Raw genomic sequence first — 14,070 nt, forward strand, 5'->3', positions numbered from 1 at the left:
CGGACGCCCGACCGGGCAGACGCCGTCAGGGCGCCGCGACCGGCCCGTACACCGCGGCGGGCGCACCCGTGACGAGGGCCCAGTACCGGTCCCCGTAGGACCAGTGCCACCACTCGGTCGGGTAGTTGACCAGGCCGGCCGCGCCCAGCGCGTGGGCCAGCACCTCGCGCAGCGCGCGGGCCTCCGGCGTGATGTCCGGCGAGCCGAAGTAGCACCGGCCGCCGGACTGCTCGGGCGTCGCGTCGATGGGCGTGCCCATGTCGAGCGGGCCGTTCTCGTCCGCGAGCGTGAGGTCGGTCGCGGCGCCCGCGACGTGCGGGGCGACGGCGATCGGCGACACGAAGCGGCTGGTGAGCACCTCGAGCTCGGCGGCGTCGACGCCGGGGTGCTCGGCGAGCACCTCGCGGGCGTAGGTGTCGATGATGCGCTGCTGGTCGGCCGGGTGCCGGTGCCCCTCGACCACCTCGAGCCGCAGCCCGTCGGGCAGCAGCTCCTGGGCGTGCTGGAGGCGGAGCGCCACCTCGGCGCGCACCAGGGCGCCCGCGGGCCCGAACGACGCGTCGAGCGCGACGAGCGGCTCGCCCGACTCCTGGACCTCGATCGCCGACACGCGGCCGTCGGACAGGAGCACGATCTCGCCGTCGCCGTCCGGCGCGGGCAGGGTCGCGACGCGGGGCGTGCCGGCGTGCGGGGCGGACGTCATGGTGCCTCCGTGAGGTCGGTGCAGGCGCGGAGCCCGTCGAGGTTGTGCCGCGCGAGGTCGGCCTGCCAGCCCGTCAGCGGCAGCGGCCGGCCGGTGTCGCCCGTGACGGTCGGGACGAACTCGGAGCGGGTCACCTCGCGGTCCCTGACGGTGAGGCGCAGCACGCCCGCCCGGGCGCTGTAGGGCTCGTGCAGGCCCGAGCTGTACCAGAGGAAGTTGCCCAGCCCGTACGCGACGTACGCGCCGTCCAGGTAGCCCTCCGCCTGCAGCACGTGCGCGTGCGCGCCCACGATCACGTCGGCGCCCGCCTCGACGAGGCCGCGCGCGAACTCCTGCTGCCGCCCGGTCGGGCACGCGTCGTTCTCCGCGCCCCAGTGCGGCAGGACGACGACGAGGTCGCTCGTGGCCCGCGCCTCGCGCACGGCCGCGTACGCACGCTCGGTGTCGAACGCCATCGCCATGCCGGCCTGGTCGGGGGTCGCTGCCCACTCCTCGGCGAGGTCGTCCACCTGGCTGAAGGCGAGGATCGCGACGTCGACGCCCTGGACCGTGCGGTGCAGGGGCGTGAACGCCTCGTCGGCGTCCTGCCCCACGCCGACCGTGCCGAGGCCACCGGCCTCGGCCTTCTGCACGGTGTCGAACAAGGCCTCGCGCCCGTAGTCCATGGAGTGGTTGTTGGCGAGGCTGACGACGTCGATCCCCGCCTCCGTCAGCGCGGGCACCGCGGCGTCGGGCGCACGGAAGAGGTACCGCTTGTCCTCGGCCCGGCCGCGCGTCGAGATCGGCGTCTCGAGGTTGACCATCGTGAGGTCGCCGTCGGCGAGCTCGGCGGCGACCGGGCCGAACGTCGTCGCCGGGTCGTCCAGCAGCTCCGCCACGCGGTCCTCGAAGTGCACGTCGCCCGCGAAGGTCAGGGTGATCTCGGGCGGGTCGACCGGCTCGGCGCCGGACGCACCCGCGGCGCAGCCCGCCACGGTCAGCAGCGCGAGGCCCGCGGCGAGCGCGGTGACGGGACGGGTGCGCGGGCTCAACGGTCCACCTCCGCGTAGACGGGTGCCGGCGGCTCGGACGGGGGGCCCGCGCGCCGCCCGAGGCGACGGGTCACCAGTCCCACCAGCAGGTTCACGACCACGCCCGCCACGACGACGAGCGCGACGAGCAGCACGGGCTCGAGCACGGCGACGGCGTACTGCGGCGCGGCGCCGACGTGGCCGAGGCGGGCCAGCAGCAGCCGGTCGGCCAGGGCGAGCACGGGGACGTGCAGGAGGTAGATCGCCACGGCGGCCGTGCCGATGCGGCCGATGCCGCGGTCGCCGAACCGGCCCGCGCCGAACCGCGCCACGAGCGTCAGGGCGAACGGCAGCACCGCGAGCCCGGCCACGACGACGGCGAGGTGGTCGGGGAAGCGAGGCACGCCGAGCACGGCGGCGCCCACCAGGGCGACGGCGCCGCGCTGCAGGACCGTGCCCCACCCGACGTTCTCGCCGAGCCGGTCGGCCATCGAGCCCAGCCGGAGCCCGACCAGGAGGAAGACCAGGTAGGTCACGGCGGGCGTGAGCAGCGTGAGCGCGGCCAGCGCCGGGATCAGCACGCCGGACGGCAGCCGCCACGTGAGCCGCGCGACCACGGGGGCGAGCGCGAGCGACCACAGCAGCGAGTACTCGGGCGGCGGCAGCACCACCAGCGGCACGATCTCGGCCAGCCCGCGGGCGGGGATGCCGGTGAAGCCGGAGTTGAACCGCCGCAGCACGGCGAGCGTCACGCCCAGCCACGCGACGTGCGCCACCAGGAGCGGCAGCACCCAGCCGAGCAGCAGCGAGCGCCAGCTCGCGATGGCGGGCTGCTCGACCCCGCGGCCGAGGGCGGTCAGCAGGAGCGGCAGGCCGAGCACGCCGAGCACGGCGCCCGCCCACCACCACAGGACCGGCACGGGCAGGTCGATCACCCAGGCGACCTGCAGGTAGTGCCGCTCGACGACGAAGGCGGTCACGACGGCGAGCACGCCGACCGCCGCACCGGTGGTCCGGGTCACTGCTCCGACCCGTGCTGGGACTCGTACCGACGAGGCACGCGGGCTCCGATCCCCGTGAGGATGTCGTTGGTGTTGGTGCCGGCCCACCGCGCCCAGTCGTGCACGGTCGGCTCGCCGTGGTCGCCGGGGCCGAACATGACGGCGACGTCGCCCGCGCGGACGGGCAGGTCGCCGACGTCGAGGACCACCTGGTCCATGGCGACGCGGCCGGCGACCGGGCGGCGCACGCCGTTGACCAGGAACTCGGCGACACCGGCCGCCTGGCGCGGCACGCCGTCGGCGAACCCGAGCGGGACCAGGGCGAGGGTCGTCTCCTTGCTGGTCACGTAGTCGAGGCCGTACCCGACGCCCGTGCCGGCGGGCACGCGCTTGGTGAGCAGCACCTGGGCGCGCACCGTCATCGCGGGGCGCAGCCCGTGCGTGGCGCCGGGCACCGGCTCGACGCCGTACAGGCCGATGCCGATGCGCTGCAGGTCGAACCGGCTGTGCGGCACGCGCAGCGCGGCGGCCGAGTTCGCGACGTGCACGATCTCGGGGTCGAGCCCCGCCTGCGCGGCCTGCGCCCGGGCCTGGTCGAAGGAGACGAGCTGCTCGGCCAGACCGTTCAGCTCGGGCTCCTCGGCGCCGGCCAGGTGCGACCAGATGCCGCGCACGTGGACGGCACCGGCGCGGTGCAGCTCGGCCGCGCGCTCGAAGACGCGCGGCCAGTCGTCGACGAGCGCGCCACCCCGCGACATGCCCGTGTCGAGCTTGAGGTGCACGTTGGCGACGTGCAGCGTGGCACGCGCCGCCTCGGCGACGGCGTCGAGCGCCGCGACGCTCGCGACCGAGACGTCGATCCCGGCGAGCAGCAGCTTCTCGAACGTCTCCCCCGGCGGGTAGAGCCAGATGAGGATGGGCGCGGTGACGCCGTCGGCCCGCAGCGCGAGGGCCTCGGCGGGGCTCGACACCCCGAGCCAGCTCGCGCCGCCCGCGAGCGCCGCGCGGGCCGCCTGCGTGGCACCGTGGCCGAACCCGTTCGCCTTGACGATCGCCATGACGCCGGAGCCGGTCCGCTCGACGAACGTGCGAGCGTTGTGCGCGATGGCGTCCAGGTCGACGACCGCCTCCGCCATGGCGCTCATCGGGCGGGAGATGTCCGTCGCCCGGGCAGGAGGAGTCGGTACTTGCACGGCGGCACCCTTCCGGAGGTTCCTGCTCACGCTCCAGTCCGATCAGTGGTCATCCCGGTGATCAGAAGGGGAGCAGGCACCCGTCTCGAGACGTCAGCGAGAGTGACCGAGTCTAGGGTATTTTCTCCGGTGAGCCGTGAACCGAGCACCACGTGGACGTCCGGTCGAGCGGCATGATGACGAGGATCCGCGCCCTGGTGGCGCGCGAGCACCCAGGCCAGGCCGCACGACCGGACATGACCCGAGATTGAGAATGTGATGTCGAAGAGAACCCGTGTCGTCGTGCTGTTCGGCGGACGCAACACCGAGCACGAGGTCTCGTGCAAGTCCGCCGCGAGCGTGGTCCAGCATCTCGACCGCAGCCGCTACGAGGTGGTCCCGATCCGGATCACCAAGGCGGGTCACTGGCTCGTGGGGCCGGTCACCGAGGAGTCGGACGGCGACCCCGGCACGCTGGTCGCGCTGACGCCCGAGCCCGCCGTGCCCGGCAGCGTGGCGGAGACGCTCGCGCGCGCCCTGGACGCGATGCGGGACGCCGACGTCGTGCTCCCGATCCTGCACGGCCCGTACGGCGAGGACGGCACGGTGCAGAGCGTGCTGGAGCTCGCCGGCGTGCCCTACATGGGCAGCGGCGTGCTGGCGAGCGCGGTCAGCATGGACAAGGACTTCACCAAGCGCGTCCTGGCCTCCCGCGGCGTCCCCGTGGCGCCGGGCGCGGTGCTGGACGGCGCGGACGACGAGCTCTCGGCGCAGGACAGGGAGCGGCTCGGGCTGCCCGTCTTCGTCAAGCCGTCCCGCGGGGGCTCGAGCGTCGGCGTCACGCGCGTCGACGACTGGGCGCAGCTGCCCGCGGCCGTCGCGCTCGCCCGCCAGAGCGACACCAAGGTGCTCGTCGAGGCCGCCGTCACGGGCCGCGAGATCGACATGGGCGTGCTGGAGCTGCCCGACGGCACCCTGCGGACCAGCCCGCCGCTGGAGATCAAGGTCGGCGAGGAGCACGGCTGGTTCGACTACGAGGCGAAGTACGAGGCCGGGATCACCGAGTTCGTCGTGCCCGAGGACCTCGACCCGAGCCTGACCGAGCGGCTCTCCGCCGTCGCGCTCGAGGTGTTCCGGGAGCTCGGCTGCTCGGGCCTGCTGCGCGTCGACTTCTTCCTGCCCGAGGTGGACGGCGAGGTGGTGCCGACCATCAACGAGGTGAACACCATCCCCGGCCTCACGTCGATGTCGCAGGTCCCGCGGATGTGGAGCGCCGTGGGCATCGGGTACCCCGAGCTGCTGGACATCTTCGTCGAGACCGCGCGGGCCCGGGCCCGGGGGCCTGTCCCGGCCGTCCTGCCGTGACGGCGCCCGGCGGTGCGGCGAGCCCCGCCGCTGAGACCGTCCCGATCCCCGTCGTGGCCCCGGCCACGGCCGCCGCGCCGGCCAAGCCCCGCCAGGGCTGGGCGGACATCGCCAAGGGCGTGTGCATCATCCTGGTCGTGCTGTGGCACGTGGTCATGAAGATGTACCTGGCGATCGACTGGCACCTGCCGGTGCCGCTGCCCGGCCTGTGGGGCGCGTTCGGCGAGATGCTGCTGCCGCTGCGCATGCCGGTGTTCTTCATGATCTCCGGCATGTTCGCGCTGTCCGCGACCCGGCGCCCGTGGTCGGTCGTGGCCCGGAGCCGCATCGCGCAGTTCTACTACCTGTACCTGCTGTGGTTCGTGGTGCACACGACCGTGCTCGCGATGGTGCCGGACTTCGACACGCTCGCCGCGCACAGCGCGCTCGACGTGCTCGAGCAGATCACCATCACGCCCACCAACCTCTGGTACCTGTTCGCGCTGGCCCTGTACTTCGTCGTCGCGAAGGTGACCCGCGACCTGCCGTCGTGGGCCGTGCTCGTGCCCGCTGCGGCGCTCTCGGCGATCGCCTCCGCGGGGCTGCTGGCCGCGCCGGGCAACCGCGGGCAGCTCTACCAGAACCTGGTCTTCTTCCTGATCGGCCTGCGGTTCCGGCCCCTGATCGAGAAGTGGGCGCGCACGGCGACCACGCGCCACCTGCTGGTCTGCGCGGGGGTCTACGTCGTGCTCATGCTCGCGATCCGGGTCACGGGCACCAAGTACACGTTCGGCGTGTGGCCCGCGGTCTGCCTGCTCGCGCTGGCGCTCGGCGTCGCGGGGGCGGTGCAGCTCGAGCGGCTGCGCCGGGTGGGCCCGCTGCTGTCCCGGCTGGGGCAGCAGACCCTGCCGATCTACGTGATCCACATGCCGCTGCTCGCGCTCGTCGCGGCGGCGCTCGTCGGACCGTTCTCGGCGCTGGGCACCGGGCCGCAGCTCGCGCTCGCGGTGCTGCTCCCCGTCGTCCTCACGGCCGTGCTCGTCAGCGTGTGCCTCACGCTGCACACGTGGCTCCTCAGCGCGGGGGCGACGTGGATGTTCGAGCTGCCGCGGTTCGGCCGGCGGGATCGTGCGGTGGGCGGCCCGCCACCGAGGTAGGGCACCCGCCGAGGCACGAGGCAGAGCACGCAGTAGGTGCCGAATCGTGACCCTGGCGGGCAGCGCGGTCGGCCCGGACGGCGGATACTGCAACGAAGGGGGCGGTACGTCTCCCGGAGGTGCGCCATGGTCGCCGTCACCCAGGTCGTCCGGCACGTCGGGCGCGGCCTCGCCGCTCTCGGCGGGACCCTCGCACTGGTGCTCGCCGGGGTGGCGGGCCCGGCGGCGGCCGAGCCCGAGACGCCGGTGGTGTACCCGTCCGGCGCGTCCATGACCTCGGCGGACCGCCTCGGCTTCGACACCTGCACCGCGCCGTCGCTCGCGGCCCTGCGGGCCTGGACGGGCACCTCGCCGTACACGGCCGTGAACATCTACTTCGGGGGCGGCAACCGCGCCTGCGCGCAGCCGAACCTCACGGCGGCCTGGGTGCGCGACGCGACGGCGGCCGGGTGGCGCCTGCTGCCCACCTACCTCGGCTACCAGCCGTCCTGCATGCTCGGCGACAAGCCGCACCGCTACACCGCGAGCACCGCGACGGCGCGCGGGACGTCCGACGGCACGGACGCCGTCGCGCGGGCGAAGGCCCTCGGCCTGCTGCCGGGCAGCGCGCTGTACGCGGACGTCGAGCACTACGACCGCACCGACACCGCGTGCCGCACCGCGGTGCGGCGCTACGTCTCCGCCTGGACGCGGACCCTGCACGCGGCGGGCTACCTCGCGGGCGTGTACGTGCACCAGGACTCGGGGCTGCGCGACCTCTCCGCGACCTACACCTCGACCACGTACGCCCGGCCGGACGCCGTGTGGATGGCGCGCTGGGACGGCAAGCAGGCCCTCACCGGCTGGCCCACGGCGCCGGACCGGCAGTGGTCGCTCGGCCAGCGCGCCAAGCAGTACCGGGGCGACCACGACGAGACCTGGGGCGGGGTGCGGCTGAACATCGACTCCGACCGCCTCAGGGCGCCCGTCGCCACGGTGGCGCGCACCTACCGGGTGACCAGCCCCGACGCCCTCAACGCCCGCCGCGGGCCGGGCACCTCGTACGCCGTCGCCCGCTCGTACGCCCCCGGCACCGCGCTGGCCGTGGTGTGCCAGGGCGCGGGGCAGCGGGTGGGCACGACGGCGGTGTGGGACCGGCTGACCTCCGGGGCGTGGGTGAGCGACTACTACGTGTCCACGCCGTCGCGCACCGGCTACTCGGGCGCGCTGCCGCGGTGCACCTACCCGGGACAGGTGACCGCCGACTCGCTCAACGCCCGCACCGGCCCCGGCGTCTCCTACCCGGTCACGGGCAACCCGCTGCGGCGGGGCGCGCTCGCCCCGGTCATGTGCCAGAAGACGGGCAGCCGGGTGGGCGGCACGGCCGTGTGGGACCGGCTGAGCGACGGGCGGTGGGTCTCCGACCTGTACGTGTCGAACCGGTCGAGCACCACGTGGAGCGCACCGGTGCCACGCTGCCCCTGACGGGCGGCGCGGCACCGGCGCGGCTCACGCGGTCGCCAGGGCCTCGGTCGGCGGCAGCCGGGCGGCGCGCACCGCCGGGTACAGGCCCGCCACGACGCCGACGGCCACCGCGCCCGCCAGGCCGAGCGCCACGGCGGCGGGCGGCAGCACGACGGGCCAGCCGCGCCACAGCGCGTAGCCGACGGTCCCCGCCGTGCCGAGCACGACGCCGACGAGACCGCCCGCGCCGGACAGCAGCACGGCCTCGGTGAGGAACTGCGCGCGCACGTGGCCGCGCGTGGCGCCGAGCGACCGGCGCAGGCCGATCTCCCCGCGCCGCTCCAGCACCGAGACGATCATCGTGTTGGCCACGCCGATGCCGCCCACGAGCAGCGCGACCCCGGCCAGGCCCACGAACAGGCCGGAGAACGTGGTCTCGGTCTGCCGCTTGGCGAGCAGCGCGTCCGACGGTCGGCTCACCGACACCAGGCCGGCCAGCTCCGGGTGCACCGTGGCGGGCAGCACCTCGCGGACGTCCTCGATCGCGTCCTCCTGCGCCGTCACGTAGAGCACGCTCGGGCGGCCGTCGAAGCCGAGGTAGCTCTCGGCCGCCGGCCAGCCGACGAGCGCCGACTGGTCGATCGCGGGCACGAGCCGGGCGGGCTCCAGGATGCCGACGACCGCGAACCACCGGTCGCCGATCAGCACCTGGGGCGCGGGGCCGGCGTCGGGCAGGCGGGTGAGGCCGAGCCAGCGGGCCGCCTCGGACCCGAGGACGACGGTGGGGAAGCGGTCGAGCGCGGCGTCGAGGTAGCGCCCGTGGGCGAGCTCGCCGTCGATGACGCCGAGCAGGTCGTCGCGCGCCGCGAGGACGGCGACACCCACGCCCGAGGACTCCCCCGCGACGTCGGAGCGGCGCACCGACGCCTGCGTGTTGGCCACGGCGCTCACGCCCGTGACCGGCCCGACCCGTTCAGCCATCGCGACCGACTCGGCGGGGAACGTCGCGACGTCGTCGCCCTGGGCGGGGCGGGCCGTGACCTCGAGCAGGTCGGTGCCGAGCCGGGACAGCTCCTCCAGCAAGGCCTGCTGCCCGGAGGCGGGGATGCCGGTGACGGCGACGAGCGTCGCGACCCCGATCGCGATGCCCAGCACGGACAGCGCGGCCCGGGTGAGCCGTGCGGTCACACCCCCCACGGCGATCCGCACCAGGTCCCTGACAGAGATCCTCATCCGCGCCCCACCCCCCGCCCGCCGAGGTAGTCACCCGGTGAGGTAGTCACCTGGCGAGGTAGTCCTCCGGCGAGGTCGTCACCTGGCGAGGTCGTCACGTCCGACACCACGTGCCCGTCGCGCAGCGTGACACGGCGGGGCAGCGCCGCGGCGACCTCCTGGTCGTGCGTGATGACCACGATGGCCACCCCCGTCGCGTTGAGCGTGCGGAACAGGTCGACGACGGCGGCGCCGGTCACCGAGTCGAGCGCGCCCGTCGGCTCGTCGGCCAGCACCACGGCCGGCGACGTCACCAGGGCCCGCGCGATGCCCACGCGCTGCCGCTCGCCGCCGGAGAGCTGGTGCGGCAGGTGGCCCGCGCGGTGCGCGAGGCCCACCGTGTCCAGCGCCTCCAGCGCGAGCGCCTCGCGGCGGCGCCGCGGCACGCCCGCGTACAGCAGGCCCGTCTCGACGTTGCGCACGGCCGTCTGCCGGTCGGCAAGGTGCGACTGCTGGAACACGAAGCCGATGCGCTGCGCCCGCAGCACGGACAGCGCCCGGTCGCCGAGGGTGTCGACCCGCTGCCCCGCGACGCGCACGGTCCCGCTCGTCGGCCGGTCGAGGGTGCCCATGAGGTGCAGCAGCGTCGACTTCCCCGAGCCCGAGGCGCCGACCACCGCGACGAGGTCGCCGTCGGCGACGGTGAGCGACACGTCGTCCAGCGCCGTCACCCTGCCGTCGTACGTCTTGGTCACGCGGTCGAGCGTGACGACGCCGTCGGCCCCCGTCACGGCGCGTCCACCACGGTGAGCCCGTCGCTGACGCCGTCGCCGGACACCTCGACGAGCCCGCCCGCGAACAGGCCGGTCTCCACCCGGACCAGGCTCCCGTCCGGCAGCTCGAGCCCGTACCCGCCGCCCACGAGCGCGAGCAGCGCGCTCACGGGCACGGCGAGCACGTCCTCGTGGGTCGTGCCGGAGAAGGCGACGCGCACGGCGTCCGACGTCGCGTCGTCGAACGCGCCCTTCTTCTCCGCCTCGATCACGGCGACGACCTCCTGCGAGCCGTCGTCCGACTCCTCGGTGCCGACCGACGTGACCGAGCCGGGCACCGCCGTGCCGTCCGCGAGCATGACGCGCACGCGCGAGCCCACCGGGTAGGCCGCGCCCTGCACGCCGTCGAGCCGCACGGACACGGTGCGCGCCGTCGAGGTGACCTTGAGCAACGCGGTGTCGGCCGGGTCGCCGAGCGCCGCGGCGGCCGACTCGACGCGCACGGCCGTCGGCAGCACGACGGCGGACGCCGGGTCGAAGTCGCCGGTCGGCTTCAGGCCGACGTCGTCCTGCCACTGCTTGACCGCCCACGCGAGGGCCGGGGTGTACGCCGGGTCCTCGCGCGTGCCGACGTCGTACCCGAGCTCGGCGAGGTTGGCCTTGAGCACGGCGACGTCGTTGCCCGTGGTGTAGTCACCGCCCTCCGGCGGCTGCGTGGGCATCTTCAGCGTGCGGAAGAACGGCGTGTCCCCGAGGAACAGCGTCACGGGCCGGTCGTCCACGCGGTACAGCTCCTCGCCCCGGCGGACGACGGTGCCCGGCTCGGGCAGCGCCGTCACCGTGCCGCCGCCGCGGCCGGTCACGGTCTGCGGGGCGCCGAACCCGAGCGTGCCGGGCACGAGCTGCTCGTCCGTGAGGTCGGTGCGCTCCACGGTGACGGTGGGCCGCGCCGTCGCCGACGCCGTGGGCGCCGCCTCCCCGGAGGCGGGCCGGAACCACAGCAGCCCCGCGGTGGCGAGGGCCGCCGCGGCGACGACGGCGCCCGTGGTCACCAGGGCGGTGCGCCGCCGGCTCACCGGTCACCGCCGAACGCCGCGAGCTTGCAGTCCTCCTCGATGGTCATCGCGTCGTCCGGGAGCTTCGCGTCGCTGTCGTCGTACGTCCAGGCGGGGATGGTCGGGTCGCCCATGTCCTTGCTGAGGTGCACGGGCATGCCGCGCTCCTGCATGCACGTGACCCACGCGACCATGTCGTCGTGGAAGTCCGGGTTGAGGTCGGGGTCGAGCTCGACGGGGCCGAGCGGCTCGAGGTCGGCGCAGGCCTGCTGGGCCTTCTCCGGCACGGGCTGGAGCACGAGGATCTTCTCCCGCCCGCCCGTCGCGGGGGCCGGGCCCGCCTGCCTGCCGTCGTTGGCCTGGGCCCCGTTGTCGAGCAGGCACTGGTCGTAGGTGTTCCACAGGGCGGCCAGGCGCTCCGGGGAGTCGTCGAGGCGGACCTGGGGGCGGGCGGTGAGGGCGTCGTCGCCGGTCTTCCGGTCGGTCTTCTCGTCGTCGGCACCTGCGTCGTCGGCACCTGCGTCGGCGGCACCTGCGTCGGCGGTCGCGTCGTCGGCGGACGCCGTGCCCGTGTCGGACGCCGGGGGCAGGGAGGCGACGGACGACGTGTCGTCGTCCTGCGGCGCGGAGCACGCGGTGAGCAGGCCCGCGCAGAGCAGGCCGGACAGCAGGACGGTCAGGAGCGCGGGTCGTGCCGCGCGGGTGGATGCTGGGTTCGCCATGCCGCCGACGCTAGGGACGGCTTGTCAGGAACCTGTCAGGATCTGGTCCCCGGGCCGTCAGACCCGGCTCCGGGCGCGCGCGGCTTCCTATGCTGGCTCGCATGGCACGCCTCGTCATCGCGGAGGACGACCCCAAGCAGGCCGAGCTCGTCCGGCTCTACGCCCACAACGACGGGCACGAGACCGTGGTGGTCGGGGACGGCCGCGGCGCCCTGGAGCAGGTGCGGCGCGAGCCGCCGGACCTGCTCGTGCTCGACGTCATGCTGCCGCGCGTCAGCGGCCTCGACGTGGCGCGCATCCTGCGGGCCGACGCCGAGCCCGCCCTCGCCCGGCTCCCGATCCTCATGCTCACGGCGCGCTCGGCCGAGGACGACCTGCTGCTCGGCCTCGACCTCGGCGCCGACGACTACGTGACCAAGCCGTACAGCCCGCGCGAGCTCATGGGCCGGGTCCGGGCGCTCCTGCGCCGGGCGCGTCCGGAGCCGGGCCCCGCGCCCGACGGCGCGCTCGTGGTGGGTGCGCTGCGCGTGGACCCGGTGCGGCACGAGGTGCACGTGGGCGGCACGGCCGTGCACCTCACGCCGGGCGAGTTCGCGCTGCTGGCCCTCCTCGCGGCCGAGCCCGGGCGGGCGTTCACGCGCGAGAGCCTCGTCACCGACCTGTACGGCACCGCCCGGTACGTGTCGCGCCGCACGGTGGACACGCACGTCGTGAACCTGCGCCGCAAGCTCGCGGCCGCGGGGCCGGGCCCCGAGCTCGTCACCGTGTACGGCGTTGGCTACAAGCTCGCCGACCGGGCGGCGACCTGATGACCGGCGGCGTGCCGCTGCACCGCAGCCTGGTCACGCGGCTCATCGCCATGTCGCTCGCGGTGTGCGCGGTCTCGGTCGCCGCCACGGCGTGGCTCGTGGTGCGCAGCACCGACGCGGCGATCGACGAGGTGAACGGCCAGACGCTGCGCGACGACGCCGTCGTCTACGACGCGCTGCTCGACTGGTCCCGCGAGCACACGGACTGGGCCGGCGTGCAGCCGGTGCTGGTCCGCCTCGCCGACCGGACCGGGTACCACATCATGCTCACCGACACCGAGGGGACGCTGCTCGCGGACTCGGCCGGGTCCGACCCTGCGGGCGCGGCGACCGTCCCGTCCGCCGCGGTGAACCTCGCCGACACGCGCGCGATCGTCGACCCGGCGCAGGTCGACTGGTCGCTGCTGCAGCACGCGCCGGGTGCGGAGCAGGTGCCCGTGCCGTCGCCGGAGCCGGCGACCGAGCTCGAGGCGGTGCCGGTGCCGTCCACGGAGCCGGCGCCGGAGGTCGGGCCGACGGACCTCCCGGACACGGACAGGCCCACCGAGTACAGCGAGCAGTCCCACGCCCCGCCCGCGCGGCTGTTCATCACCGGCCGGCCGCCCGTGGCCAGCACGTTCGTCGACCTCTCCGCGCCGAGCCGCGCGCGCATCGCGGGTCTGGCGGCGCTCGTGCTCGCGCTGGCCGCGGGGGCGAGCGTCGCCGTCGGCGTGCGCATCACGCGGCCGCTGCGCGAGCTCGCCGCCGCCGCGCGCCGGATGACCGACGGCGACGACGACGCGCGCGCCGTCGTCCGCACCCGCGACGAGATCGGCGACGTCGCCGTCGCGTTCAACTCGCTGGCCGAGCGCCGCGGCGAGCAGGAGCGGCTGCGGCGGGCGATGGTGGGCGACGTCGCGCACGAGCTGCGTACCCCGCTGAGCAGCGTGCGGGGCTGGCTCGAGGCCGCGCAGGACGGGCTCACCCCGACCGACGGCCGCCTCGTCGACTCGCTGCACGAGGAGGCCGTGCACCTGCAGAGCCTCGTCGGCGACCTCCAGGACCTCGCCCTGGCCGACGCCGGCGAGCTGCGCCTGCACCCCGAGCCCGTCGAGCTCGGCCCGGCGCTCGAGCAGGTGGTGCGCGGGCAGGGCGCCGCGGCGAGCGCCAAGGGCGTGGGCTTGACCGCGCGCACGGACCCCGGCGTGGTCGTGCGGGCCGACCCGGTGCGGCTGCGCCAGGCGGTCACCAACCTCGTCGCGAACGCCGTGCGCCACACCCCCGGCGGCGGCTCCGTCGAGGTGACGGGCGCGCGCGACGGCGGCGACGTCGTCGTCGCGGTGCGCGACACCGGCGAGGGCATCGCCGCGGCGGACCTGGCGCACGTGTTCGAGCGGTTCTGGCGCGCCGACGCCTCGCGCACGCGCGGCACGGGCGGCAGCGGGCTGGGCCTGGCGATCGTGCGGCAGGTCGCGACGCTGCACGGCGGGAGCGTGGGCGTCGAGAGCGAGGTCGGCCGCGGGACGACGTTCACGCTGCGGCTGCCGGCCGGGGACGGCTAGTCCCAACGCCGTTCGGTTAGGGGCCGGGGCGGGGTGTCAAGAGGGTGGTGGTGATCGTGACGGGTCGTGATCGGCGGTCGGCGTGGCGGTTGCGGGCTTGGTACTTGGAGATCGCGCGTTTGATGATG

The 14,070-nt window shown here is 75.2% G+C and carries 13 protein-coding genes; 5 read left to right on the forward strand and 8 right to left on the reverse strand.

Annotation, left to right across the window (positions count from 1 at the left end):
• Positions 1 to 25: 25 nt before the first annotated feature.
• Genes HLB15_RS12185 through alr form a run of 4 tightly spaced genes read right to left on the reverse strand, consistent with a single transcriptional unit; the run spans position 26 to position 3,937 of the window.
• Positions 26 to 703: a M15 family metallopeptidase gene (locus tag HLB15_RS12185; protein WP_171105998.1), complete on the reverse strand. Its 678-nt coding sequence runs from the start codon at positions 701 to 703 to the stop codon at positions 26 to 28.
• Positions 700 to 1,734, reverse strand: a complete 1,035-nt coding sequence (locus HLB15_RS12190; RefSeq protein WP_171105999.1) for a CapA family protein — start codon at positions 1,732 to 1,734, stop codon at positions 700 to 702. The genes HLB15_RS12185 and HLB15_RS12190 overlap by 4 nt, the downstream gene beginning before the upstream one ends.
• On the reverse strand, positions 1,731 to 2,735 hold the full coding sequence (locus HLB15_RS12195) for a hypothetical protein (protein WP_171106001.1): 1,005 nt from the start codon (positions 2,733 to 2,735) through the stop codon (positions 1,731 to 1,733). The genes HLB15_RS12190 and HLB15_RS12195 overlap by 4 nt, the downstream gene beginning before the upstream one ends.
• Complete coding sequence (alr, locus tag HLB15_RS12200; RefSeq protein ID WP_311979578.1) at positions 2,732 to 3,937, reverse strand: alanine racemase; 1,206 nt, start codon at positions 3,935 to 3,937, stop codon at positions 2,732 to 2,734. The genes HLB15_RS12195 and alr overlap by 4 nt, the downstream gene beginning before the upstream one ends.
• Positions 3,938 to 4,165: 228 nt before the next feature.
• Between alr and HLB15_RS12205 the strand changes: the two genes are divergently transcribed.
• From HLB15_RS12205 to HLB15_RS12215, 3 genes are all read left to right on the forward strand, one after another.
• Positions 4,166 to 5,251, forward strand: a complete 1,086-nt coding sequence (locus HLB15_RS12205) for a D-alanine--D-alanine ligase family protein (protein ID WP_171106003.1) — start codon at positions 4,166 to 4,168, stop codon at positions 5,249 to 5,251.
• The gene (locus HLB15_RS12210; RefSeq protein ID WP_171106005.1) at positions 5,248 to 6,387 is read left to right on the forward strand and encodes an acyltransferase family protein; all 1,140 of its coding nucleotides are present in this window, start codon (positions 5,248 to 5,250) and stop codon (positions 6,385 to 6,387) included. Before HLB15_RS12205 ends, HLB15_RS12210 begins: the two co-directional genes overlap by 4 nt.
• 126 nt (positions 6,388 to 6,513) lie before the next feature.
• Positions 6,514 to 7,851, forward strand: a complete 1,338-nt coding sequence (locus tag HLB15_RS12215) for a glycoside hydrolase domain-containing protein (RefSeq protein WP_171106007.1) — start codon at positions 6,514 to 6,516, stop codon at positions 7,849 to 7,851.
• A 24-nt stretch (positions 7,852 to 7,875) separates the two neighbouring features.
• On the opposite strand, the gene HLB15_RS12220 is transcribed toward HLB15_RS12215, so the two are convergent.
• From HLB15_RS12220 to HLB15_RS12235, 4 genes are read right to left on the reverse strand one after another with little or no spacing between them, the layout of a single operon-like run.
• Complete coding sequence (locus tag HLB15_RS12220) at positions 7,876 to 9,063, reverse strand: ABC transporter permease (RefSeq protein WP_171106009.1); 1,188 nt, start codon at positions 9,061 to 9,063, stop codon at positions 7,876 to 7,878.
• The gene (locus HLB15_RS12225; RefSeq protein ID WP_171106012.1) at positions 9,060 to 9,833 is read right to left on the reverse strand and encodes an ABC transporter ATP-binding protein; all 774 of its coding nucleotides are present in this window, start codon (positions 9,831 to 9,833) and stop codon (positions 9,060 to 9,062) included. Before HLB15_RS12225 ends, HLB15_RS12220 begins: the two co-directional genes overlap by 4 nt.
• Positions 9,830 to 10,891, reverse strand: coding sequence for a peptidoglycan-binding domain-containing protein (locus tag HLB15_RS12230; protein WP_171106014.1), 1,062 nt, complete (start codon positions 10,889 to 10,891; stop codon positions 9,830 to 9,832). Before HLB15_RS12230 ends, HLB15_RS12225 begins: the two co-directional genes overlap by 4 nt.
• Positions 10,888 to 11,592, reverse strand: coding sequence for a hypothetical protein (locus HLB15_RS12235; RefSeq protein ID WP_171106016.1), 705 nt, complete (start codon positions 11,590 to 11,592; stop codon positions 10,888 to 10,890). The genes HLB15_RS12230 and HLB15_RS12235 overlap by 4 nt, the downstream gene beginning before the upstream one ends.
• Before the next feature lie 101 nt (positions 11,593 to 11,693).
• Here HLB15_RS12235 and HLB15_RS12240 point away from each other — a divergent pair, with 101 nt between their 5' ends.
• Together HLB15_RS12240 and HLB15_RS12245 are read left to right on the forward strand one after the other, a co-directional pair.
• Positions 11,694 to 12,401 carry a response regulator gene (locus HLB15_RS12240; protein ID WP_171106018.1) on the forward strand — a complete coding sequence of 236 codons (708 nt, stop codon included), beginning with the start codon at positions 11,694 to 11,696 and terminating at the stop codon, positions 12,399 to 12,401.
• Positions 12,401 to 13,942, forward strand: coding sequence for a sensor histidine kinase (locus tag HLB15_RS12245; RefSeq protein ID WP_212759800.1), 1,542 nt, complete (start codon positions 12,401 to 12,403; stop codon positions 13,940 to 13,942). Before HLB15_RS12240 ends, HLB15_RS12245 begins: the two co-directional genes overlap by 1 nt.
• The last annotated feature ends 128 nt before the right edge of the window (positions 13,943 to 14,070 follow it).

The sequence above is a fragment of the Promicromonospora citrea genome (assembly GCF_013004695.1).
Taxonomy (GTDB): Bacteria; Actinomycetota; Actinomycetes; order Actinomycetales; family Cellulomonadaceae; genus Promicromonospora; species Promicromonospora citrea.